Here is a 23,407-nt window from a genome sequence, read left to right as displayed (position 1 = left end):
GCAGCTCATAAGCTGAGCATATGAGCTCATTACCATCGGTCGAGGACCTGCGGCTGGTCGAGGCTGTCGGCCGGCACGGCTCGCTCGGTGCCGCCGCGCGCGAACTGCTGGTCAGCCAGCCGGCCGCGAGCACCCGGCTGGCGGCGCTGGAACGGCGGATCGGCGAGCGGCTCTTCGACCGGGACACCACTGGTGCCCGACCGACCCCGGCCGGGCAGGCGTTCCGCACCGAGGCCGCGCACGTGCTGACCCACCTCGCGGTGATCGTCGAGCGCACCCGGGCGGCGGCCCGGGCCCGCACACTGACCGTCGGCACGTTCGGCAGCCTGGCGCCGTGGCTCTTCCCTGCCGTTGAAGCGCTCGCCGACGGCACGCTGGTGCACCAGGTCACCGAACACGGGGACCGGTTGGTGGAGTGGGTCGGCGAGGGGTCGCTGGACGTCGCCTTCGTCGCCATCGCCGACCAGATGCGTCTGCCGGCAACCGTCACCGCCACGCCCGTCGCCACCGACCGACTCGCCCTGTTCAGCCCAGCGACGGTCCCCGCCGGTCGAGGCCGCCGGCCCTTCGCCGGCCGAGAGGTGGTCACCTACACGTACGACATGAGCGTCGACGCCCTGCATCGGCGCCTCGCCGAGCTGGGTGCCCGCCCTCGGTCGGCGGCCACCGCGGAGACTGCCGTGCGGATGGCACGCCAGCTCGGCTGCGCGGCCGTGCTCCCGAGCGGCCTCGCGACCGGCTACGCCCGGGATGAGGAGCGGGTCTCCGCAGTGGCCGTGCCCGGTCGGCTCACCCTGTTCATGGTCACCCGCCGGCCCACCCCGCCGGGGCTGGCCGCGCTGGTCGGCCTTCTCCCCGAACGCCTCGGCCTAAGCGCGGCACCCGCCGGGTGACCGACCCCTCGGACCACACCGCCACCACCGGCCGGCCCACCCCGGAACGCGACTGCCCACCCGCCTGACGGGGACCATGGCCGGCGGCCGGCCACCGGCGTGAACGCGGCGTCAAGAAATGGCGGTGGCCCGTCGAAACGGCGTATCGACGGGTGCACCGCAGTCGCACGGTGGTGACGATGGGTCCATGAGTCCTTGGCGGATGACACGCTGGGAACGCGGAGACCGGCCACCCGGCACCGACACGGGCGGCAGCCCCGGCGAGCAGCCGACGCCCCCCGCGACCAGGGCCGACGAGCCCACACGCCGGCACGAGGCGCTGGTCAGCGTCCGGCTCGGCCCGTCCGCGCCCGGCAGCCACCTGGTGGAGTACCTGCGGCACGAGCCCTGTGCCGTCGACGCGTGGTGGATCGCCGCGGACGTCGACGCCGTGGTGCGGCTCTCCGCCGACAGCATGACCGTCCTGCACCGCGCCGTGGCCGACCTGCGCCGCCGCGCCGGGGTCGAGGTGGCGGTGGCGAACTACATCCTCCGCGCGCTCGACCTGCACACGATGGCGGACCCGCGTACCGCGAAGGACGCTCCCACACTGGTGGTGCCCGCAGCATGAACCGCTCAGGAGTCGCCAAACGGATCGTGGTGGGCGTCGACCGGTCGTTCGCCGGGATGCAGGCACTGCGTCGCGCGGTGCAGCTGGCCCGCCACGACGGCGCGCAGTTGGACGCCGTACGCGCGTGGGTCTTCGCGCCGACCTGGCGGCCCGGCACGCTGACCTGGCGCTGGCAGGACGAGTGCGACCGGGCGGCCCAGGTCTACCTGCGCGGCGTCTTCGACGCGGCGCTCGGTGGCCTTCCCCGGGACCTGGCCGTGCGGCTGGTGGTGACCCAGGGATACGCCGGACAGGTGCTGGTCGACCACGCGCACCGCGATACCGACGTGCTCGTCCTCGGCAGCCCGGAGCGGGGTCGGTTCGGCCGCTCGCGCGGGCACGTCACCCGGTACTGCGTGGAACGGGCCGCCGTGCCGGTCATCGCGGTGCCCGCCCCGTCCTGGGCGCGGGCCGCGACGATCCGCCGCTTCGCCCACGACCTCGAACGATTCAGCCGATGACCGCCGCTTTAGCGGCACAACCGATGACCGCCGCCGAAACGACGGCTCAACCGATGACCGCCGCTGTGGCGGCACCTTTGGAAAGGACTAACCCGATCATGGACGAGGCCCCGATAATCTACGCCGTTCCGGTGCGCGATCTGCCGGGACGGCTGGTGCGGACGGTGCGAACCGGCCGTTCGCCACAGGGGCAACGGGTGGGCATCGCCTTCACCCGACCGGAGTTGCTGATCGCCGCGATGGGCACGGATCAGCCGTGGGAAGAGCTGTGCGAGTCCGCACTGCGCGGCATGCTGCGCCCGCTCGGCATCGACGTGATCCAGGTCGATCCGCTGCTGGTGGCGCCGCCGCTCGACCCGAGCGTTGGCGACCGCGCCGCGCCGACCGTGCCGGCCCGGATTCCGGCCGCGCCCGTCGACCCACGGCCCGCGGCACGCCCGGTCCCGATCGGCGTCTGACTCGTCTCCGCGGAGGTCCCCATGCTGTCCCCGATCAGCGTCCTGCCGGTCGCTCCACGCCGACCGTCGTCCGCCCCCGATCCTGACCCGCAGGTCGTCGAGATCGAGATCTCCATCGTGGTTCGATCCGGCACGACCGCCAGCGAACGGGTGGTCGAGTTCGCTGAGCGGCTCTCGGCGCTCGCCGCCGGCATGCTGGGCGAGGAGGTGTCGCCGGTTGCTCGGACCAGCGGTCTCGACAACCTGTCGGCCTCTCGCACCGACGGCGGCGCCACCCGGCGCCGCCTGTCGGTCGCCCCGCTGTCGGTCGCCCCGCAGTCGACCCGGCCCGAGCTGCTCCTGCGACCGATACGGCGGACCGCGCAGATCAATGACGAGCCGGTGACGTTCACCCGCATGGAGTACGACCTCCTGCTCCATCTGGCCCGGCACCCTCATCAGGCGCTCACCCGTGGGCAACTGTTGCGTGAGGTCTGGGGTTGCGAGCCGTACCACGGCGCACGGACCGTCGACGTGCACGTGCGCCGGCTACGGCAGAAGCTCGCCGGGCGTGGCCCGATCATCACGACGGTGCATGGCGTCGGCTACCGGCTGGACGCGGTCGAGCGGATGCGGGTCGCCGCAGACTGACGCCCGGTCGGAGCTGCCGGTCAGGGCCGGTAGCGGTAGCCCATCCCCGGCTCGGTGATGAGATGCCGGGGGCGGGCCGGGTCGTCCTCCAGCTTGCGCCGCAGCTGGGCCAGGTACTGCCGCAGGTAGTTGGTCTCGTTCTGGTATTCCGGCCCCCACACGTCCTGCAGGAGCTGACGCTGGCTGACCAGCTTGCCGGGGTGACGCAGCAGCTTCTCCAGCACGCTCCACTGGGTGGGGGTCAGTTTGACCTCGGTGCCGTCGTCCCGCAGCACGCTGTGGTCGGCCAGGTCGACGGTGTGCTGGCCGATCCGCAGAGCCGGCACCGCCTCGGTGGACGTGCCGAGGCGACGGGTCACCGCGCGGATGCGGGCCAGCAGCTCCTCCACCCCGAACGGCTTGGTGACGTAGTCGTCCGCGCCGGCGTCGAGCGCCGCGACCTTGTCCTCGCTGCCGGCCCGGCCGGAGAGCACGATGATCGGCACGGCGGTCCATCCGCGGAGGCCTCGGATCACCTCCACTCCGTCGATGTCGGGCAGGCCGAGGTCCAGCACGACCAGGTCGGGCGGGTGGCTGGCGGCGGCCTTCAACGCGGCGGCACCGGTTCCGGCGATGTCCACGTCGTACCGGCGGGCGCGCAGGTTGATTCGCAGGGCGCGCAGGATCTGCGGTTCGTCGTCGACGACCAGAATGCGCGTCATTCCTGCGGCTCCTCGGAGGTGGTCTGCGCGGCTGGCAGCCGCAGCACCATGGTGAGCCCACCGCCGGGGGTGGTCTCGGGGGTGATGCTGCCACCCATCGCCTCGGCCAGCCCCCGGGACAGGGCAAGCCCGAGACCGACACCGGTCTGGTTGTCCCGGTCGCCGAGGCGTTGGAACGGCAGGAAGACATGCTCCCACTGGTCCTCCGGGATGCCCGGCCCCCGGTCGATCACCCGCAGCTCGACCTGGCCGGCGTGTGCGCTGGCGGTGATCGTCGGGGGCTGGTCGGGCGGGCTGTAGCGCAGCGCGTTGGCGACGATGTTCACCAGCACCCGTTCCAGCAGGCCCGGGTCGGCGGTGGCGGCCGGCAGGTCGGCCGGGATGTCCGTGTCGACGGTCGCGGCCGGCGGACCAAGTTCGTCCAGCGCCAGGGGTACGGCGTCCTCCAGGCCGATCGCGGTCTCCGTGATGCCGAGGACGCCGGCCTGAAGTCGGCTCATGTCCAGGAGGTTGGCGACCAGCCGGGCGAGGCGGTCCAGCGACTCCTCGGCGGTTTCCAGCAACTCCTCGCGGTCGTGCTCGTCGAACTCGATGTCGTGGCTGCGCAGGCTGGTCACGGCCGCCTTCGCCGACGCCAGCGGCGTACGCAGGTCGTGGCTGACCGCGGCGAGCAGCGCGGTGCGCATCCGGTCCGCCGCGGCGAGGGGCCGAGCGGTGGCGGCCTCCTCGGCGAGTCGTTCCTGACGGAGCGCGACGGCGGCCTGGGCGGCGAACGCCTCGACGATGCGGCGGTCGGAGGCCTCCAACCGTCGGCCGCAGAGGACGACGGTGATCCGGTCGTCGACCGGTACCGCCGTCTCACCGCTCTCGGGGGTGCAGGGTGGCTGGTCGCCGACGCTGGCCACGACACACCAGGCGTGCTCCTCGCGGGCTCGCTCCGGGCGCCCGCTGGCGTCCTCGGCCAACTCCAGCACGCTCACCGCGCGCAGCCCGAAGGTTTCCCGGAGCTGTTCCAGTAGTGCGGGCAGTGGGCGTTCGCCGCGCAGAACGCCACCGGCGACGGCGGCGAGGGTCTGCGCGTCGGCGGCGGCGCGCGCGGCCTCCCGCGTACGGCGGGCGGCCACGTCGACGACCCAGCTCACCGCCAACGCCACAGCGACGAAGACGGCCAGGGCGAGCAGATTGTCCGCCTCGGCGATCGTCAACGTGCGGTAGGGCGGGGTGAAGAACCAGTTGAGCAGCAGGCTGCCGCCGAGCGCGGCGACCAGGGCCGGCCATACCCCGCCGACCAGCGCGACCCCGACGACCCCGGCGAGGAACAGCAGGATGTCGTTGGTCAGCGTCAGGTCGGGCAGGGTCCTCAGCAGCAGGGTGAGCAGTGGCATGCCCACCACGGCCAGCGCGAAGCCGAGCAGCCGCCGACGCCGGGACAGCGCCGCCGGGACGGCTGCTGCCCGCCGGCCCTTGCCGGCCTGTTTGTGGGTGACCAGGTGCACGTCGATCGACCCGGAGAGCGCGGTGGTGGTAACCCCGACGCCCCGGGCGAAGAGCTGCGCGAAGCGACCTCGCCGGCTGGCCCCGAGCACCAGTTGGGTGGCGTTCACGCCCTGGGCGAAGTCCAGCAGCGCGGCCGGCACGTCGGTGCCGAGCACCTGGTGGTACGTGCCGCCGAGGCTCTCCACCAGCACCCGCTGGCGGGCCAGTTGGGCGGGGTCGGCACCGGCCAGGCCATCACTGCGGGCCACGTGCACGGCGAGCAGGTCGGCGCCCTTGCTGCGGGCCGCGACCCGGGCCGCCCGGCGGATCAGCGTCTCGCCCTCCGGGCCACCGGTCAACGCGACCACGACCCGTTCCCGGGCCTCCCAGGTGGCGGCGATGCCCTGCTGGCTGCGGTAGCGGTCGAGCTGCTCGTCGACCTTGTCCGCCAGCCAGAGCAGCGCAAGCTCCCGCAGCGCGGTGAGGTTGCCGACCCGGAAGTAGTTGCCCAGCGCAGCGTCGATCTTGTCGGGGCGGTAGATGTTGCCGTGCGCCATCCGTCGGCGCAGCGCCTCGGGGGTCATGTCGACCAGTTCGACCTGCTCGGCGGCGCGGACGATCTCGTCCGGCACGGTCTCCCGCTGGGTGGTGCCGGTGATCTGGGCGACGACGTCGTTGACCGACTCCAGGTGCTGCACGTTCACCGTGGACAGCACGTCGATCCCCGCGTCGAGCAACTCCTGGACGTCCTGCCAACGCTTGTCGTGCCGAGAACCGGGCACGTTGCTGTGCGCCAACTCGTCGACCACCGCGACTTCCGGCCGGCGGGCCAGCACCGCGTCCAGGTCCATCTCGGTGAACTCGGCGCCGCGGTAGTCCATCGTGCGGCGGGGCACCTGCTCGATGTCGCCGAGCATCGTGGCGGTGTGCTGGCGGCCGTGGGTCTCCACGAAGCCGATCACCACGTCGGTGCCACGGGCGGCACGCCGCTGAGCCTCCTCCAACATGGCGTACGTCTTACCGACGCCGGGGGCGGCCCCGAGATAGATGCGCAGTTCTCCGCGTGGCACGGGGACTATCCTCCCTGGTCAGGATGGGCGGGCGGGGCCGTGCCGGTTGGCACGGCCCCGCCCGGAGTGTGCTCAGCGTGCCGCGAACTGCTTGTCGAGCGCGATGTTGAGCTCCAGCACGTTGACCGCCGGCTCACCCATGAAGCCGAGTGCTCGGCCGCCGGTGTGCTCCTCGACCAGCTTGCGGACCGCTTCCGGGTCCGTGCCGCGCTCCCGCGCGACCCGGTTCACCTGCAGCTCGGCGTACGCCGGGCTGATCTGCGGGTCAAGGCCGCTGCCGCTGGCGGTGACCGCGTCGGCGGGCACTGCCGGGTCGGCGGGCGCGTCGCCCCGGATCGGGGTGATCAGGCCGCCGTCGGCCACGTAGTCCTCGCCGGGCTGGGCGGCCTCCACCGCAACCCCCTCGTACGACGTGACGAACGGGGTGGTCGGTGCGGCCTGGTTGACGCTGACCACCCGGGTGACCCGCCCGGTCAGTCCGTCGGCGCGGAAGACCGCGAGCACGGCACCCACACCGTCGTCGGTGCAGAAGGGGCGCCGACCGTCGACGCCGTTGAGCTCGCCGACCTCCTTGCTGCGCCCGCACACCTGGGTGAGCAGGCTCTCGCTGGACTCCTCCGGGTCGGTGGCGATGGTGTCGACCACGCTCTCCGGGCCCAGGTTGCTGGCCGAGGTGGCGGTCGGGTCGTAACCGTCGGCGCCGGCGGCGGAGGGGCGGGACTGGAAGTAGCGGGCGACGGGGTTGCCGTCCGCGTCGGTGAAGTTCTGGCCGATCAGCGCGCTGCCGACCGTCGTTCCGCCCGAGGAGATGAGCGAGCCGTCGGCCTTGTGGTTGAGGCCGGGCAGCTTGCCAACCGCTACCAGGGCCAGTGGGTAGACCAGGCCGAGCAGCACGGTGAAGACGAGCACAGCGCGCAGGGCGGCGAGGTGTTGGGAGAGCCAGTTGGGTAGGCGCATCACGAAATCCCTGGGATGAACTGGATGAGCAGGTCGATGAGCTTGATCCCGATGAACGGCACGATGATGCCGCCCAGTCCGTACACCAGCAGGTTGCGGCCGAGCAGCTTCGACGCGGCGGCCGGCCGGTACCGCACACCCCGCAGGGCGAGCGGGATCAGCGCGATGATCACCAGGGCGTTGAAGATGACCGCGGACAGGATCGCCGACTCCGGGCTGGACAGCCGCATGATGTTCAGCGCGTCCAGGCTCGGGTAGATGCCGGCGAACATGGCCGGGATGATCGCGAAGTACTTCGCGATGTCGTTCGAGATGCTGAAGGTGGTCAGCGCACCGCGGGTGATCAGCAACTGCTTGCCGATCTCCACGATCTCGATCAGCTTCGTCGGGTCGGAGTCGAGGTCGACCATGTTGCCGGCCTCCTTGGCGGCCGACGTACCGGTGTTCATCGCCACCCCGACGTCGGCCTGGGCGAGCGCCGGCGCGTCGTTGGTGCCGTCACCGGTCATCGCGACCAGCCGACCGCCCTCCTGCTCCCGCTTGATCAGCGCGAGCTTGTCCTCCGGCGTCGCCTCGGCCAGGAAGTCGTCCACCCCGGCCTCGTCGGCGATCGCCTTCGCGGTGCGCGGGTTGTCACCGGTGATCATCACGGTCCGGATGCCCATCCGGCGCATCTCGTCGAACCGCTCCCGCATGCCCGACTTGACGACGTCCTTCAGGTGGATGACGCCCAGAGCGCGGGCGGGCTCACCGTCGACGTGCTCGGCGACGACCAGCGGGGTGCCGCCGGTGCTGCTGATCCCGTCCACGATCTCGCCGACCTGCTCGGTCGGGTGCCCGCCGTTCTCCCGTACCCACTTCATCACCGCGGCGGCGGCGCCCTTGCGGACCCGACGCCCCGTTCCGGCGGCCCCGGCGTCCACGCTGGCCTCCGGGGCCAGGTCGACGCCGCTCATCCGGGTCTGGGCGGTGAACGGTACGAAGGTGGCGTGCGGCATCACGCCGGGCTCGCGCTCGCGCAGCCCGAACTCGTTCTTCGCCAGGACGACCACCGAGCGCCCCTCCGGGGTCTCGTCGGCCAGGCTGGACAGTTGCGCGGCGTCAGCCACGGTCGCGGCGGTGACCCCCTCGACCGGTACGAACTCGGCGGCCTGCCGGTTGCCCAGCGTGATGGTGCCGGTCTTGTCCAGCAGCAGGGTGTTGACGTCGCCGGCCGCCTCGACGGCCCGGCCGCTCATGGCCAGGACGTTGCGCTGCACCAGCCGGTCCATGCCGGCGATGCCGATGGCGGAGAGCAGCGCGCCGATGGTGGTGGGGATCAGGCAGACCAGCAGCGAGATCAGCACCACCCCGGTGACACCGGAGCCGGTGATCGCACCGGTGTCCGGCGCGGCCGCCTGGTACGCCTTGGAGAAGATGGCCAGAGGCTGAAGGGTGACCACGGCCAGCAGGAAGATGATCGTGAGCGCGGCGAGCAGGATGTTCAGCGCGATCTCGTTCGGCGTCTTCTGCCGGTTGGCACCCTCGACCAGGGCGATCATCCGATCGATGAAGCTCTCCCCCGGCTTCTGGGTGATCTTCACGACGATCCGGTCGGAGAGCACCTTGGTGCCACCGGTGACCGCGCTGCGGTCACCACCGGACTCCCGGATGACCGGGGCCGACTCGCCGGTGATGGCCGACTCGTCGACGCTGGCGATGCCCTCGACGATGTCACCGTCGCCGGGAATGATCCCGCCCGCTTCGACCAGGACGAAGTCGCCCTGCCGCAGCTCCGGCGCGGGCACCGCCTCGTCGCGGTAGGTGTTGGCCTTCGCGCCGGGCTTCCAGTCGATCAGCCGCGTGGCGATGGTGTCCTTCTTCGCCTGCCGCAGCGTCGCGGCCTGGGCCTTGCCCCGGCCTTCGGCGACCGCTTCGGCCAGGTTGGCGAAGACCACGGTCAGCCAGAGCCAGACGGTGATCGCCCAGGCGAACACCGACGGGTCGGCCACCGCCAGGACGGTGGTGAAGGCCGCACCGACCTCCACGATCAGCATCACCGGGTTGCGCCACATGGTGGCCGGGTTGAGCTTGCGCATCGCGTCCGGCAAGGACCGGAACAGTTGCTTGGGGTCGAGCAGGCCCCCACCGACCCGGTTGCCCTGGGTCGCCGGGGTGCCGGCGGTCGGTTGCTCGCCGGTCCCGGTGGTTACGGAGGTGACGGACATGTCCTCGTTCCTCATGATGGTCAGAGCCCTTCTGCCAGCGGGCCGAGCGCGAGCGCGGGCAGGAAGGTCAGCGCGACGAGGACCACCGTGACGCCGACGACCATGCCGATGAACAGCGGTCGGTGGGTCGGCAGGGTGCCCTCGGACGCAGGGGTGGGTGCTTGTCTGGCCAGCGAGCCGGCCAGCGCGAGCACGAAGATGATCGGCAGGAATCGGCCCAGCAGCATGCACAACCCGAGCGCGGTGTCCCACCAGGTGGTGTTGACCGTGATGCCGCCGAAGGCGGAGCCGTTGTTGTTGCTGGCCGAGGTGAACGCGTACAGCACCTCGGAGAGGCCGTGCGGGCCGACGTTGAGCGCGGTGGAGTTGTTGCCGGTGGCGAACGCGGCCGCCGTACCGACCAGCACCAGGATCGGCGTGATCAGGAAGTAGAGCGAGGCGAACTTGATTTCCCGCGAGCCGATCTTCTTGCCCAGGTACTCGGGGGTGCGGCCCACCATCAGGCCAGCCACGAAGACGGTGATCACCGCGAGGATGAGCAGGCCGTACATCCCGGAACCGGTACCGCCCGGCGCGACTTCGCCGAGCATCATGTTGACCATCGGCATCATGCCGCCGAGCGAGGTGAACGAGTCGTGGAACGAGTTCACCGCGCCGGTCGAGGTCAGCGTGGTGGCGGCGGCGAAGGTGGCCGAGTTCGACACGTCGAACCGCACATCCTTGCCCTCCATGGCCGCGCCGACCGCCTGCGGCACCGTGCCGTGGCCGGCCAACTCGAAGACGTTGGTGATGGCGACGCTGGCGAACGCCAGGATGCCCATCACCGCGACGATGGCGTAGCCCTGCCGGTTCTGCCGGACCATCCGGCCGAAGACCCGGGGCAGGCTGAACGGGATCAGCAGGATCAGGAAGATCTGCAGCCAGTTCGTCCAGGTGGTGGGGTTCTCGAACGGGTGGGCGCTGTTGGTGTTGTAGAAGCCGCCGCCGTTGGTGCCCAGCAGCTTGATCACTTCCTGACTCGCCACCGGCCCACCGGTGATGGTCTGGGAGCCGCCGGTCAGCGTGCTCACGTCGGTGCCGGCCGAGAGGTTCTGCACCGCGCCGCCGATCATGAACGCGATGGCGCCGAGCACCGCGACCGGCAGCAGGATCCGCAGCGTGATCCGGGTCAGGTCGACCCAGAAGTTGCCGAGCTGCCCGGTGCGGCTGCGGGCGAACCCGCGCACCAGAGCGATCGCCACCGCGATACCGACCGCCGCAGACACGAAGTTCTGCACGGCCAGGCCGGCCATCTGCACCAGGTGGCCCATCGTCGACTCACCCGAGTACGACTGCCAGTTGGTGTTGGCCACGAACGAGACGGCGGTGTTCCACGCACCGTGCGGCACCACCGGGTCGAAGCCCAGGGACAGCCACAGGTGGTTCTGCACCCGCTGGAGCAGGTACAGGAACAGGAGCGAGATCGCCGAGAACGCCAGCACGCTGCGGGCGTAGACGCCCCAGGTCTGCTCGGCTGCCGGGTTGACCCCGACCAGTCGGAAGATCCCCCGCTCGACCCTCGACTGCTTCGTTCCGTCGACCGCCCGGAACATGTAGTCGCCGAACGGCTTGTAAACGGCGACCAGGGCGGCCACCAGCGTCAGCACAAAGATGACGCCCGCTGTTGTCATGGTCATCAGAAGCGCTCCGGAAACAACAGGGCGAACACCAGGAACGCGCCCAGGACGATCGCGAGCACCAGACCGACGGCATTGACCGCGTTCACAGCTTCTCCACCGCCCGGACCACCAGGGCGAGCACTGCGAACAGCGCCACCGTCAGGACCACGAACACCACGTCAGACACGCTGACTCCTCATACCGGAAAGGTTCGTCGCGACCGCCTTCCGGTCGCGCCGGGCAATCAAAGCCCCACCGCCTGCCGGACGACAGGGGTCATAACGCGACCATGACGGAGGCACACCTTTTCTTGACGTGGTTTTCACAGCCGCCCACCGATCAGGTGAAACGCGGCACAAACGTCTCAGGAGGGCAGCGTGGGAACACGCGCGGAAAGGGCACCAGACGCCTTGGAGGTGCGTCGGTGCCAATGCGGCCGAAGTGGCCGGTGGGGCGGCGGGGAGTCGATCAGGCCGGGCGGCGGGCCACGAGCACGTCACGCATGATCGACTGGTCCACCCGGTGCCGCAGCGCGCGGTAGGGCTCCTCGTCGACCACGGTCAGGCCGGCGTCGGCCAGCGCCGCCGCCGCGTCGTCACGGCTGGCCACGTGGGTGTTCCACGAGACACCCAGCGCACCACCCGGGCGCAGCAGCCGGGCCCAGACCGGCGCGGCGTCCGCGAGCAGCGCCAGCGGGTCACGGGTCAGCCCGTGCTCGACGGTACGACTGCCGTGCTGCACGCCGTACGGCGCGTCGGCGACCACCAGGTCGACGGTCTCCGGACGGAAGAACTCCGCCGAGCGGGTGGTGTCGGCGTTGACCACGTCCAGCAACTGCACCCGGCCAGCCTTGTGCTCCTCGCGGGTGGGCGCCAACTCGATCCGCACCCGCCGGCCGACCACCTTGCGCTCCCGCCGCACCGGCCCCGACTCCAGCACCCGGTGCTTGACCCGCTTCTGCTTCAGCCAGGTGGTGATGAACGTCCGGTACGCCTCGACGTCCTTCTGGTCGCGCTCGATCCCGGCGGCGTCGAACCCGTACATCAGAGCCTGGTTGAGGGTGGTGCCCCGACCGCAGAGCGGGTCGAGCACCCGGAACCGCCGGCTGGTCAGCTCAGCGGCCCAGTCCGAGGCGAGCAGGGTGACGTTGAGCAGCAGCTTGGTGAACTGCTCGTTGGTCTTGCCGGGGTACTTCTGGATGGTGAGCAGGTCGTCGTCGTAACGGTCCAGCCTGCTCCACTCGATCGGCCGCAGCAGCTCGCCGACGATCTCGAACAGCGCGTACCCTGCGGAGAGGTTCCCGAGCACGCTCAGGTCCCGCTCGGTCAGCCCGTCGCCGGTGAACGTGACGTAGGAGGCCCCACCGACCACCTCGGTGTCCAGCTCGCCGATCCGGCCGTCCAGCGCCGAACGGCCGAAGATCTCCAGCTCGGCCCGGGTGAGGTCGACGGCGGAGCGGGCGTACACCCGGTTGGTGGCGGGCAGGATCAGCAGGCCGTAACGCGTCATGATCCGGCGAGTATTCCACAACAGGCCCCGGTCGCCGGGAACCGGAGCGGCCGCTGGAGCGACTACCGGTACATGGGGTGTGAGCAGTGGCGGGAGGTCCTGTCCGCGCAGTTGGACGGGGAAGAGACCGTCGCCGAACTGACGGCGGTGCAGGGGCACCTCGACGGGTGTGCGGAGTGCCGGGCCTGGTTCACGGCGGCGGCCGCGGTGACCCGTCGGGTTCGTACCCGATTGGTGGCCGATGTGCCCGACCGGACCGCGGCGATCCTGGCCGCCGTCACGGCGGAGCCGGCCCGCCGGTCGAGGTGGCGGCGCATGGCCGGACGCGGCCGGCTGGTCGCCGGGCTACGCGCGGCGCTCGGGCTGCTCGGCGCGGTGCAGTTGGTGCTCGGCCTGGCCCAGGTGGGCCGGGGCGCGACAGCCGATCACCTGCACCCGACCGGCCAACACCTCTGGCACGAGTCGGCCGCCTGGAACGTGGCGGTGGGCGCCGGTTTCCTCTTCGTGGCGGTGCGCCGCAGCCCGCCGGCCGGGCTGCTGCCGATGCTCAGCGCGTTCGTCGGCACGTTGCTGCTGCTCTCGGTCAACGACCTGGCCACCGGCTCGGTGGGCGGGGAGCGGCTGGTCAGCCACGGCTTCCTGGTGGTCGGCTACCTGATCACGGTGCTGCTGTCCCGGCCCGGTCTGCGCCCCGGCGGGCCCGCGCCGCAGCGGCAGCCGGCACCGTCACGCTGGCGGTTCGGCGCCGACGAGGTGGACCGGCCGCTGCGGGTGGTTGGCCCCGAGTCGTACCCGGCACAGGCCGCCGACCGCAACGCGATCCCCGCGGCGCGCGTCGGCCAGGCCGACGAACGCCGCGCCGCCTGATCGTCGGCGGCATCAGCCCTCGGGTGGCAGTGCGGTGCGCGCCGCCGCCGGGCGCGCCGGCCGGGTCGGACCGTCACCGGCGATGACCTGCGGGATGACCTGCTCGACGATGGTCAGCAGGGTGGTGGTGAGCAGCAGGTGCACCTGGGCGCGGGTCAACGCCCCACGCTGGAGCCACTCCCGGGCGGTCGACGTGGCCAGCCCGCCGTACGCCCGGACCATCCCGCGCAACTCCTCGCGGTGCTCCGCCTCGCCGGCCAACCCGACGGCGACGAGCATGCGGTCCGCGGCGACCTCCTCGGCTTCGGCGAGCACCCGCTCCACGTCGGTGTCACCGCCCATTCCCCGAGCGGTGACGGCGGCCAACCAGGAGGTGCTGTGTCGGGACACCACGTCGAGGAACCAGGAGACGCTGGCGTCGACCCGGCTCCGCAGATCACCCTTGGGCAACCGCTCCAGGGCAACCTCGGGGATGGTCACCATGACCCGGACGACCTCCAGGTAGAGGTCCTTCTTCGCACCGAAGTAGTGGTTGACCAGGCCCCGAGCGACGCCTGCCTCCCGGGCGACGTCGGTGGTCGACACGTCCGCGTACGAGCGTTCGCCGAAGAGCCGGACCGCGCAGGCCAGGATCTGCCCGCGCCGGGCATCCGGCTCCAAACGGCGGCGGCGAGGAGCCGTCTCGACACTCATCTGCCCGACCCTATCGACCTTATTGACATGCCGCCAACAGGGCGCGAGGGTGGTGCACATGCCGACGCCCTCGCTCGATGGCTCACCCTGGCGCGAGCCGGAGCACGACGACCTTGCCGACCTGGCGCGCACCTTCTTCACCAAGGACGTGCTGCCGCACACCGACCGCCTGGAGGCGCAGGGGCATCCGGACCGCGAGCACTACCGGCGCGCCGGTGAGCTGGGGCTGCTCGGCCTGTCCGTCCCCGAGGAGTACGGCGGCGGGGGCGGCCGGTTCACCCACGAGGCCGTGCTGCTGCACGAGCAGGCGTACACCGGGGAGGGCAGCCTCGGGCTGGCCGTCCACAGCGGCATCGTCACCGGCTACCTCGTGGCGTACGGCAGCGAGGAGCAGAAGCGGCGGTGGCTGCCCGGCCTGTGCAGCGGTGAACTGGTCGGCGCGATCGCGATGACCGAGCCGGACGGCGGCTCCGATCTGCAGGCGATGCGTACCCGGGCGGTCCGCGACGGCGACGACTACCTCGTCACCGGAGCGAAGACGTTCATCACCAACGGCGGCCTGGCCGATCTGATCATCGTGGCCGTGAAGACCGACCCCGAGCAGCGGGCGGCCGGTGTTTCGCTGCTGGTCTGCGAGGTCGGTGGCGACCCGGAGGGCTTCCGTCGGGGCCGGCTGCTGTCCAAGATCGGGCTGCATGCCAACGACACCGCCGAGCTGTTCTTCGACGAGTTCCGGGTGCCGGCGGCCAACCTGCTCGGCAGCGCCGAGGGGCTGGGCTTCATCCAGCTCATGCAGCAGCTTCCACAGGAACGGCTGGTCATCGGCGTCGGCGCGGTCGCGGCGATGGAACGGGCCGTCGACCTGACCGTCGCGTACGCCAAGGAGCGCACCGCCTTCGGCAAGACACTGATGGGCCACCAGAACACCCGGATGGTGCTCGCCGAGTGCGCCACCCGCACCCGGGTCAGCCGGGTCTTCCTGGACGACTGCATCGTCCGGCACACCCGTGGCGACCTGGACGTGGCGACCGCGGCGATGGCGAAGTCCTGGCTCACCGACGGGCAGTGCGAGGTCATTGACCGCTGCCTTCAGCTCTTCGGCGGCTACGGCTACACGACGGAATACCCGATCGCCCGGATGTACGCCGACGCCCGCGTCCAGAAGATCTACGGCGGCACCAACGAGATCATGAAGGAGCTGATCGCCCGTGCCCTCTGAGGCGTACGTCTTCGACGCGGTTCGCACCCCGCGCGGACGCGGCCGGAACACCGGCGCGCTGCACGGGGTCAAGCCGATCTCCCTGGTGGTCGGCCTGATCGACGCGCTGCGCGAGCGCAATCCCGGCCTGGACGTGGGCCGGCTGGAGGACCTGCTGCTGGGCATCGTCACCCCGGTCGGCGAGCAGGGCGGTGACCTGGCGCGGGCCGCCGCGCTGGTGGCCGGGCTGCCCGACCAGGTGGGCGGGGTGCAGCTCAACCGGTTCTGCGCCTCCGGGCTGGAAGCGGTCAACTCCGCCGCCGCGCGGATCCGCTCCGGCTGGGAGCACCTGCTGCTCGCCGGTGGCGTGGAGTCGATGTCCCGGGTGCCGATGGGCTCGGACGGCGGGGCCTGGGTCACCGACCCGCAGACCGTGCTGGCCACGTCGTTCGTGCCGCAGGGCATCAGCGCCGACCTGATCGCCACCCTGGAGGGCTTCACCCGCGACGACGTGGACGGCTACGCGTTGCGATCGCAGGAGCGGGCCGCGAAGGCGTGGGCCGGCGGGCACTTCGCCCGCTCCGTCGTGCCGGTACGCGACGGCAACGGGCTGGACATCCTCACCGTGGACGAGCATCTGCGCCCGGACACCACCCGGGAGGCGCTGGGCCGGCTCACCCCGTCGTTCGCCGCGATGGGCGAGGCGGCCGGCTTCGACGCGGTCGCGTTGCAGAAGTTCCACTGGCTGGAGGCGATCGACCACGTCCACCACGCCGGCAACTCGTCCGGCATCGTCGACGGTGCGGCGCTCGTGTTGATCGGCTCGGCGGAGGTCGGCCGGGATCTCGGTCTCACTCCCCGCGCCCGGATCGCCGGCGCGGCGGTCAGCGGCGCCGACCCGACGCTGATGCTGACCGGCCCGATCCCGGCCACCCACAAGGCGCTCGCCGCCGCCGGGCTGACCGTCGACGACATCGACCTGTTCGAGTTCAACGAGGCGTTCGCGGCGGTGGTGCTCAAGTACATCCGCGACCTGCGCCTCGACTCGGACCGGGTGAACGTCAACGGTGGCGCGATCGCTCTCGGCCACCCACTCGGCGCGACCGGAGCGATGCTGGTCGGCACCGCGTTGGACGAGTTGGAGCGCCGCGACCTGCGCCGCGCCGTGGTGACCCTCTGCATCGGCGGCGGTATGGGCGTCGCCACCGTTCTCGAGCGCTGCTGACCCGGAGGACGACACATGACCAACACCATCCGGTACGACCGCAGCGCCGACGGCATCGTCACGCTCACCCTGGACGACCCGGACCAGTCCGCCAACACCATGAACCGGGCGTACGCCGCGTCCATGAGCGCGGTGCTGGACCGGCTGGAGGCCGAGCGCGACGAGCTGACCGGGGTCATCGTCACCAGCGCGAAGTCGACCTTCTTCGCCGGTGGTGACCTGCCGCAGATGGTCCGGGCCACCCGCGCCGACGCGCCGGAGCTGGCCGAGTTGCTCGGCACCATGAAACGGGACCTGCGTCGGCTGGAGACGCTGGGCCGGCCGGTGGTCGCCGCGGTCAACGGCTCCGCGCTCGGCGGCGGCCTGGAGATCGCCCTCGCCTGCCACCACCGGATCGCGCTGGACGCACCCGACAGCCGGCTCGGGCTGCCCGAGGTGACCCTGGGCCTGTTGCCCGGGGCCGGCGGTGTCACCCGGACGGTACGGATGCTCGGCCTGGCCGGGGCGCTGACGACGGTACTGCTCACCGGTCGACGGATGCGCCCAGCCGACGCCCTGGCCGCCGGGCTGGTCGACGAGGTGGTCGCCACCCCTGCGGAGCTGCTGGACCGTGCCCGGGCCTGGATCGCCGCCAACCCGCGGCCGCGCCAGCCGTGGGACCGGCCCGACTACCGGATGCCGGGCGGCACCCCGGCCAGCCGCTCGCTTGCGGCACAACTGCCGGCCTTCCCTGCCACCCTGCGCAAGCAGCTCAAGGGTGCCCGGCTGCCCGCACCCGAGGCGATCCTGGCCACCGCCGTCGAGGGCGCGCAGGTAGACCTGGAGACCGCGTTCACCCTGGAGACCCGGCACCTGATCGGCCTGCTCACCGGGCAGGTCGCCAAGAACATGATCGGGGCGTTCTTCTTCGACCTGAAGGCCGTGAACGGTGGCGCGGCCCGACCGACCGGCGTGGACGCCCCGCCGGTGCGCCGGGTGGCGGTGCTCGGCGCCGGCATGATGGGCGCGGGCATCGCGTACGCCTGCGCCAGCGCCGGCCTGGACGTGGTGGTCAAGGACGTCACGCCGGAGGCCGCCGACCGGGCCCGGGACCACGCCGAGCGGTTGCTGGCCCGCACGGTACGCAAGGGCCGCGCGACGGAGGCCGACGCCCGCGCGGTGCTGGACCGGATCACCACCACCGACCAGGTCGACGCGTTGGCCGGGTGCGACGCGGTGATCGAGGCGGTCTTCGAGGACCCGGCGCTGAAACAGGCCGTCTTCGCGGAGGTGCTGCCGGTGCTGGCACCGGGCGCGTTGCTCGCCTCCAACACCTCCACCCTGCCGATCACCGGGCTGGCCGAGGGTGTGGACCGACCGTCCGACTTCATCGGCATGCACTTCTTCTCCCCGGTGGACCGGATGCCGCTGCTGGAGATCGTGGTCGGCGAGCGGACCAGCGACGCCGCGCTGGCCCGCGCGTTCGACCTGGGCCGGCGGATCGGCAAGACCCCGATCGTGGTCAACGACGGCCGGGGGTTCTTCACCAGCCGGGTGATCGGCCGGTTCATCGACGAGGCGGTCGGCATGGTCGCCGCAGGTGTGCCGGCCGCGTCGGTGGAGCAGGCCGCGTTGCAGGCCGGCTACCCGACCGGGCCCCTGGCGCTGGCCGACGAGGTCAGCCTCACCCTGATCCAACGGATCCGCCGCCAGTTCGAGGCCGCCAGCGACGAATTCCTGCCGCTGCCGGCGCACCGGCTCATCGACGAACTGGTCGACGCGTACGACCGGCCGGGCCGCGCCACCGGCCGCGGCTTCTACTCCTACCAGGACGGCACCCGGGGACGGTTGTGGTCCGGTCTCGCCGACCTGACCACCGACGCGGGCCGGGCGGTGCCGTTCACCGACCTGCAGGAGCGGATGCTCTTCGCCGAGGCGCTGGACGCGCTGCGCTGCCTCGACGAGGGCGTGCTGCGTACCGAGACCGACGCCAACATCGGCTCGATCTTCGGCATCGGCTTCCCCGCCTGGACCGGCGGGGTGATCCGCTACGTCCGGCAGTACGCGGGCGGCCCGGCCGGCTTCGCGGCCCGCGCCACCGAGCTGGCCGGCCGCTACGGCGACCGGTTCACACCCCCCGCCGACCTGGACGACCGGCTGGCCGCCCGTACCGCCGAACCGACGGGCGTTGCGTGACGGCGGCCGGCGAGCTGGGCGGGTTGGCGCGCGGCGGGCCGCAGGGCGGGTCGACCGGGGGCGGGCCGCTCGCCGGGGTGCGGGTCGTCGAGCTGGCAAGTCTCGCCCCGGCGCCGTTCGGCTGCATGGTGCTCGCCGACCTCGGCGCGGACGTGGTGCGGGTGGACCGCCCGGGTGCCCCGGGAGCGGGACGGCTCGCCGCGCCGACCGGCGGGCCGTTACAGCGCGGCCGGCGGATCACCGCACTGGACCTGAAATCCCCAGCCGGGGTGGCGGACCTGCTGCGCCTGGTCGAGCGGGCGGACGTGCTGGTCGAGGCGTACCGGCCGGGGGTGGCCGAGCGGCTCGGCTTCGGCCCGGAGACCTGCCAGGCCCGCAACCCCCGACTGGTGTACGCGCGGATGACCGGCTGGGGTCAGGACGGTCCACTGGCAGCCCGGGCCGGGCACGACATCGACTACATCGCGGTGGCCGGGGCGTTGGAGCCACTGGGCCGCGCCGGCGAGCGCCCGTACGCGCCGATGAACCTGCTCGGCGACTTCGGCGGTGGCGGAATGCTGCTCGCCGTCGGTGTGCTGGCCGCACTGCTCGAACGGGAACGCTCCGGCATCGGCCAGGTAGTCGACGCGGCGATGGTGGACGGGTCGGCGCTGCTCACGTCGTTCCTGCACGGACTGCTCGGCACCGGCCTGTGGGCCGCGCCGCGCGGGCGCAACATGTTCGACGGCGGGGCGCCGTTCTACGACACGTACCGCACCTCCGACGGTGGATTCATGGCCGTCGGCGCGATGGAACCAGCCTTCTACGCCGTACTGCTCACCGGCCTCGACCTCGCCGACGACCCGGACCTGCCCACCCAGTACGACCCGAGCGGCTGGGACGAACTGCGCCGTCGGTTCACCGAGCGGTTCGCCGAACGGACCCGGGACGAGTGGACGGCGGTCTTCGCCGATCTGGACGCCTGTGTCGCACCGGTGCTCGCCCCCGGCGAGGCGCACCAGCATCCGCACAATGCCGCCCGGGGCACCTTCGTCGAGGTGGGCGGTGAGATCCAGCCGGCCCCGGCGCCCCGCTTCGACCGCACCCCGGCTGCCCGTCCGACCCCCGCGCCAGACCCGGAGCAGGACGTCCTGCCGGTGGAGGAGATCCTCGTCGAGTGGCGGTGACGCCCGGGGACGGGGTGCTCGGCGGGCTCTACCCGGGAGACCGGGCCGAGACGCTGGACGCGCTGACTCACGCGCTGCGCCAAGGGTCTGATCAACACGAGATCGCCGATGTTGCGCTATCCAGCAGGCCAGATACCGCACCATCCGCGATCTTGTGTTGATCAAGGCGGGATCCGTAGTCGGGCGCGACCGGGCGGGGCGTGACATCCCCGTTTCGCGACTCCCGCACGGCTCGCGGCATGATCATGGAGCCTGAAGGGGCAGCGGAGTCTGCGCAGACAGCGGAGAAGTGGAGGAGGTGCCCGTGCCGGACGCGGACGAACTCGTCGCCAACGCGCTCGCGGCGGTGCGCGGCACTGACGTACGGCAGGCCGAACGACAGCTGGACCAACTGATGGTCGGCACCGGCGCGGCGGACGGCACCACGGCGGTGGATGCCGCTCTGCTGCGTCGCCTGGTTCGCGGCCTGGGGCGGCTCTGGCCGCGCGGCTGGCAGCCGGCCGACGTGGACCGGATCACCAGCCGGCGGCTCGACGCCCGCGCGGCGCGGCTGGTCCGCGAGACGATGGCCGTCCAGCGGCGCGAGCAGTCGGATCCGGTCCCGGCCTGGTTCGACGAGCAGTTGCGCGGGTTGGTCACCGAGGTGCGGGCGGACGACGAGAACGTGCTGGCCTCCTGGTCGGTACGGGAGGCGCTGGACCGGGCCGACGCGCTCCGTGCGGCGGTGGACGTCCTCGCGCTGGTGGAGAGCCTTCCGCCGATCGCGGTGCTGCGCCCACCACCGGGCACGACCGGCGCGGCGACCGCCCGACCGGCCGGTACCCGCAGCGGGTCGCCGATGCTGGATCGGGTACGGGCGCTGCTGGCCAAGGCCGAGTCGACGACCTTCCCGGCCGAGGCGGAGGCGCTGACCGGGAAGGCACAGGAGCTGATCGCCCGGCACAGCATCGACGAGGCGTTGCTGGCCGCCGGGTCGGAGCGCGGCGACCTCCCCGGCGGGGTACGCCTGAGCACCGACACCCCGTACGCGGGGGCCAAGGCGCTGTTGGTGCAGGAGGTGGCGGCGGCGAACCGGTGCGAGGCGGTGTGGTCCGACGATCTCGGCTTCGCGACCGTGCTGGGCTGGCCGGCCGATCTGGTGGCGGTGGAGTTGCTCTACACGTCGCTGCTGGTGCAGGCCACCGCCGCGATGCTGCGCGGTCGCGCCGAACGACGGGCCGGGTCGGGGCGTCGGACGAAGGTCTGGGACGAGTCCTTCCTCAACGCGTTCGCGCTGCGGATCGGCGAGCGGCTACGTGCGGCCACCGAGGCGGCGACCAACGCGGCGGACCAGGCGGCGGCCGAGACGGCCGGGGCGGAGCGGTTGTTGCCGGTGCTCGCCGCGCGGGGCGAGGCGGTCCGGGAGCGGTTGGACACGCTCTTCCCCGGGGTGACCCGACACCGGCTCAGCGTCCGCGACGCCGAGGGTTGGTCGTCCGGCACCTCGGCCGCCGACCGCGCGTCGTTGGAGGTCGGCGGCGGGCGCAAGCCCCGACAGGTGCCCGGCCGACCCGACCGGCCCTGACCCGACCGAAGCTGACCCGACCGGCATGGCACCACCGCTGGCGCAACTTTCTGCGATTTTCTTCGGTACGCGGTAGGGAACGGGGTGTCGGCTCCGACCTTCCGGTGAGCCGCACCCCGGCCGGGGTGCGACCAAGGCTTGAGGAGATTTCGTCGTGAAGTACATGCTGCTGATCTGGAACCGTCCCGGCTTCACCGAGGAGTTGACCGAGCAGGACCGTACCGCCCTGTTCGGCGAGGTCGACGAGATCATGAAGGAGCTGACCGAGACCGGCGAGCTGATCGGCGGCCAGGCGTTGGCCAACCCGTCGCAGACGTTGACGGTGCGGCTCGTGGACGGCAACCCCGAGGTTCTCGACGGCCCGTTCATGGAGAGCAAGGAGCAGTTCGCCGGTTACCTGGCCGTCGACTGCGACAGCCCGCAGCGGGCCGCCGAGATCGCCGCCCGCTGGCCGGACGTGCGCTACGGCGGCGCGATGGAGGTCCGGCCGATCATGGACGAGGCCGGGACGGAGATGTGACCGACGACCGCACGGTCGAGGATCTGCTGCGCATGCTCGCGCCGCAGGTCCTCGGCCTGCTGGTCCGCCGGTACGGCCAGTTCGACAGGTGCGAGGACGCGGTCCAGGAGGCGCTGCTGGCTGCTGCGACGCAGTGGCCCGGCCAGGGCGTACCGGACAATCCGCGCGCCTGGCTGCTCACCGTGGCCACCCGACGGCTCACCGACGAGTGGCGCAGCGAGAGCGCTCGCCGGGACCGCGAGGTGGCGGTGGCGCTGCGCGAGCCGGCGTACGCCGGGGTGGTGCCGCCGGCCGACGCGGAGCCGGCGGCGGCGGACGCCGACGACACCCTCACTCTGCTGTTCCTCTGCTGCCACCCGGCGCTGACCGGATCGGCGCAGGTGACGCTGACCCTGCGCGCGGTCGGCGGCCTCAGCACCGCCCAGATCGCTCGGGCCCACCTGGTGCCGGAGGCGACGATGAGCCAGCGGATCCGCCGGGCCAAGCAGCGGATCGAGGCCGCTGGGGCTCGGTTCACCATGCCCGAGCCGGGTGAGCGGGACGAGCGGCTGCGCACGGTGCTCCGGGTGCTCTACCTGATCTTCAATGAGGGGTACACCGCGTCGAGCGGGCCGGATCTGCACCGGGCCGAGTTGACCGGGGAGGCGATCCGGCTGGCCCGCATCCTGCACGGGCTGCTGCCCGACGACGGCGAGGTGGCCGGTTTACTGGCACTGATGCTGCTCACCGACGCGCACCGGGCGGCTCGGCTCGGCCCGGACGGGGAGTTGGTGCCGCTGGCCGAGCAGGACCGCACCCGGTGGGACGACGCCGCCATCGCGGAGGGGATCGCGCTGATCACCGAGGCGTTGACGTGGTCGCCGCCCGGCCCGTACCAGCTTCAGGCGGCGATCGCCGCGGTGCACGCCGAGGCGCCGACGGCGGCGACGACGGACTGGCGGCAGATCGTCGCGCTGTACCGGCTGCTGGCCCGGATCGCGCCGAATCCGATGGTCACCCTCAACCAGGCGGTGGCGGTCGCCATGGTGGACGGGCCACGGGCCGGTCTCGCCCTGCTCACGTCGCTGGACGCCGACGAGCGCACCGCCGGCCACCACCGGCTCGCCGCCGTCCGGGCTCACCTGTTGGAGCTGGCCGGGGAGGCCGGCGCGGCGCGGGAGGCGTACCTCGCGGCGGCACGCGGCACGACCAGCCTGCCTGAGCAGCGATACCTGGAGCTGAAGGCCGCCCGACTGACGGGGCGATGACTCGACGACGGTCGGGCCGGAGCGGCACCCTGCTGATCGTCGGCCACTCTCGCGGACAGCACCGCGGGCGATCGGCCGCCGGG

Annotated in this window: 21 protein-coding genes; 13 read left to right on the top strand and 8 right to left on the bottom strand. The window is 72.1% G+C overall.

Annotated elements, in window-relative coordinates; genetic code table 11:
- The first annotated feature begins 20 nt into the window (after nt 1–20).
- The 5 genes from HNR20_RS16975 to HNR20_RS16955 all read left to right on the top strand — a co-directional run bounded on the left by HNR20_RS16975 (nt 21) and on the right by HNR20_RS16955 (nt 3,091).
- Nucleotides 21–893, top strand: a complete 873-nt coding sequence (locus HNR20_RS16975) for a LysR family transcriptional regulator (protein WP_184181013.1) — start codon at nt 21–23, stop codon at nt 891–893.
- A gap of 187 nt (nt 894–1,080) precedes the next feature.
- Nucleotides 1,081–1,503: a hypothetical protein gene (locus HNR20_RS16970; RefSeq protein WP_184181010.1), complete on the top strand. Its 423-nt coding sequence runs from the start codon at nt 1,081–1,083 to the stop codon at nt 1,501–1,503.
- Nucleotides 1,500–2,003 carry a universal stress protein gene (locus HNR20_RS16965; RefSeq protein ID WP_184181008.1) on the top strand — a complete coding sequence of 168 codons (504 nt, stop codon included), beginning with the start codon at nt 1,500–1,502 and terminating at the stop codon, nt 2,001–2,003. The genes HNR20_RS16970 and HNR20_RS16965 overlap by 4 nt, the downstream gene beginning before the upstream one ends.
- Before the next feature lie 98 nt (nt 2,004–2,101).
- Complete coding sequence (locus tag HNR20_RS16960) at nt 2,102–2,461, top strand: SAV_915 family protein (protein ID WP_184181006.1); 360 nt, start codon at nt 2,102–2,104, stop codon at nt 2,459–2,461.
- Nucleotides 2,462–2,482: 21 nt separating this feature from the next.
- The gene (locus HNR20_RS16955) at nt 2,483–3,091 is read left to right on the top strand and encodes a winged helix-turn-helix domain-containing protein (protein WP_184181004.1); all 609 of its coding nucleotides are present in this window, start codon (nt 2,483–2,485) and stop codon (nt 3,089–3,091) included.
- 20 nt (nt 3,092–3,111) lie between these two features.
- Here the strand turns inward: HNR20_RS16955 and HNR20_RS16950 are convergent, their stop codons facing one another.
- From HNR20_RS16950 to HNR20_RS16920, 7 genes are all read right to left on the bottom strand, one after another.
- Nucleotides 3,112–3,792 carry a response regulator gene (locus HNR20_RS16950; RefSeq protein WP_184181002.1) on the bottom strand — a complete coding sequence of 227 codons (681 nt, stop codon included), beginning with the start codon at nt 3,790–3,792 and terminating at the stop codon, nt 3,112–3,114.
- Entirely contained in the window at nt 3,789–6,338 is a 2,550-nt protein-coding gene (locus HNR20_RS16945; RefSeq protein WP_184181000.1) for a sensor histidine kinase, read from the bottom strand. The genes HNR20_RS16950 and HNR20_RS16945 overlap by 4 nt, the downstream gene beginning before the upstream one ends.
- A gap of 72 nt (nt 6,339–6,410) precedes the next feature.
- Nucleotides 6,411–7,295 (bottom strand): potassium-transporting ATPase subunit C, encoded by an 885-nt coding sequence (locus HNR20_RS16940; RefSeq protein ID WP_184180998.1) that lies wholly within the window; start codon nt 7,293–7,295, stop codon nt 6,411–6,413.
- Complete coding sequence (gene kdpB, locus HNR20_RS16935; protein WP_184180996.1) at nt 7,295–9,502, bottom strand: potassium-transporting ATPase subunit KdpB; 2,208 nt, start codon at nt 9,500–9,502, stop codon at nt 7,295–7,297. Before kdpB ends, HNR20_RS16940 begins: the two co-directional genes overlap by 1 nt.
- A gap of 20 nt (nt 9,503–9,522) precedes the next feature.
- Nucleotides 9,523–11,178 (bottom strand): potassium-transporting ATPase subunit KdpA, encoded by a 1,656-nt coding sequence (gene kdpA, locus HNR20_RS16930; protein WP_184180994.1) that lies wholly within the window; start codon nt 11,176–11,178, stop codon nt 9,523–9,525.
- Complete coding sequence (gene kdpF, locus HNR20_RS16925) at nt 11,178–11,267, bottom strand: K(+)-transporting ATPase subunit F (RefSeq protein WP_036390805.1); 90 nt, start codon at nt 11,265–11,267, stop codon at nt 11,178–11,180. Before kdpF ends, kdpA begins: the two co-directional genes overlap by 1 nt.
- Nucleotides 11,268–11,628: 361 nt before the next feature.
- The gene (locus HNR20_RS16920) at nt 11,629–12,669 is read right to left on the bottom strand and encodes a TRM11 family SAM-dependent methyltransferase (protein WP_184180992.1); all 1,041 of its coding nucleotides are present in this window, start codon (nt 12,667–12,669) and stop codon (nt 11,629–11,631) included.
- 72 nt (nt 12,670–12,741) lie between these two features.
- Here HNR20_RS16920 and HNR20_RS16915 point away from each other — a divergent pair, with 72 nt between their 5' ends.
- Nucleotides 12,742–13,536, top strand: coding sequence for a zf-HC2 domain-containing protein (locus HNR20_RS16915; RefSeq protein ID WP_184180990.1), 795 nt, complete (start codon nt 12,742–12,744; stop codon nt 13,534–13,536).
- Between the two features lie 12 nt (nt 13,537–13,548).
- Here HNR20_RS16915 and HNR20_RS16910 read toward each other — a convergent pair whose 3' ends face one another.
- The gene (locus HNR20_RS16910; protein ID WP_184180988.1) at nt 13,549–14,229 is read right to left on the bottom strand and encodes a TetR/AcrR family transcriptional regulator; all 681 of its coding nucleotides are present in this window, start codon (nt 14,227–14,229) and stop codon (nt 13,549–13,551) included.
- Between the two features lie 58 nt (nt 14,230–14,287).
- On the opposite strand from HNR20_RS16910, the gene HNR20_RS16905 reads away from it, so the two are divergent.
- The 7 genes from HNR20_RS16905 to HNR20_RS16875 all read left to right on the top strand — a co-directional run bounded on the left by HNR20_RS16905 (nt 14,288) and on the right by HNR20_RS16875 (nt 23,324).
- Nucleotides 14,288–15,448: an acyl-CoA dehydrogenase family protein gene (locus tag HNR20_RS16905; RefSeq protein WP_184180987.1), complete on the top strand. Its 1,161-nt coding sequence runs from the start codon at nt 14,288–14,290 to the stop codon at nt 15,446–15,448.
- Nucleotides 15,438–16,652, top strand: coding sequence for an acetyl-CoA C-acetyltransferase (locus tag HNR20_RS16900; protein WP_184180984.1), 1,215 nt, complete (start codon nt 15,438–15,440; stop codon nt 16,650–16,652). The genes HNR20_RS16905 and HNR20_RS16900 overlap by 11 nt, the downstream gene beginning before the upstream one ends.
- 15 nt (nt 16,653–16,667) lie before the next feature.
- The gene (locus HNR20_RS16895; RefSeq protein ID WP_184180982.1) at nt 16,668–18,827 is read left to right on the top strand and encodes a 3-hydroxyacyl-CoA dehydrogenase NAD-binding domain-containing protein; all 2,160 of its coding nucleotides are present in this window, start codon (nt 16,668–16,670) and stop codon (nt 18,825–18,827) included.
- Nucleotides 18,824–19,993 (top strand): CaiB/BaiF CoA transferase family protein, encoded by a 1,170-nt coding sequence (locus HNR20_RS16890; RefSeq protein ID WP_229687007.1) that lies wholly within the window; start codon nt 18,824–18,826, stop codon nt 19,991–19,993. The genes HNR20_RS16895 and HNR20_RS16890 overlap by 4 nt, the downstream gene beginning before the upstream one ends.
- Before the next feature lie 304 nt (nt 19,994–20,297).
- Complete coding sequence (locus HNR20_RS16885; protein ID WP_184180980.1) at nt 20,298–21,557, top strand: DUF2786 domain-containing protein; 1,260 nt, start codon at nt 20,298–20,300, stop codon at nt 21,555–21,557.
- Between the two features lie 163 nt (nt 21,558–21,720).
- The gene (locus HNR20_RS16880; RefSeq protein ID WP_221310661.1) at nt 21,721–22,077 is read left to right on the top strand and encodes a YciI family protein; all 357 of its coding nucleotides are present in this window, start codon (nt 21,721–21,723) and stop codon (nt 22,075–22,077) included.
- Between the two features lie 32 nt (nt 22,078–22,109).
- Nucleotides 22,110–23,324 (top strand): RNA polymerase sigma factor, encoded by a 1,215-nt coding sequence (locus HNR20_RS16875; protein WP_184188563.1) that lies wholly within the window; start codon nt 22,110–22,112, stop codon nt 23,322–23,324.
- The last annotated feature ends 83 nt before the right edge of the window (nt 23,325–23,407 follow it).

This window comes from Micromonospora parathelypteridis (genome assembly GCF_014201145.1).
Lineage (GTDB): Bacteria > Actinomycetota > Actinomycetes > Mycobacteriales > Micromonosporaceae > Micromonospora > Micromonospora parathelypteridis.
Note: the sequence above shows the minus strand (reverse complement) of the source record. Positions and strands in the feature narration are given on the sequence as shown.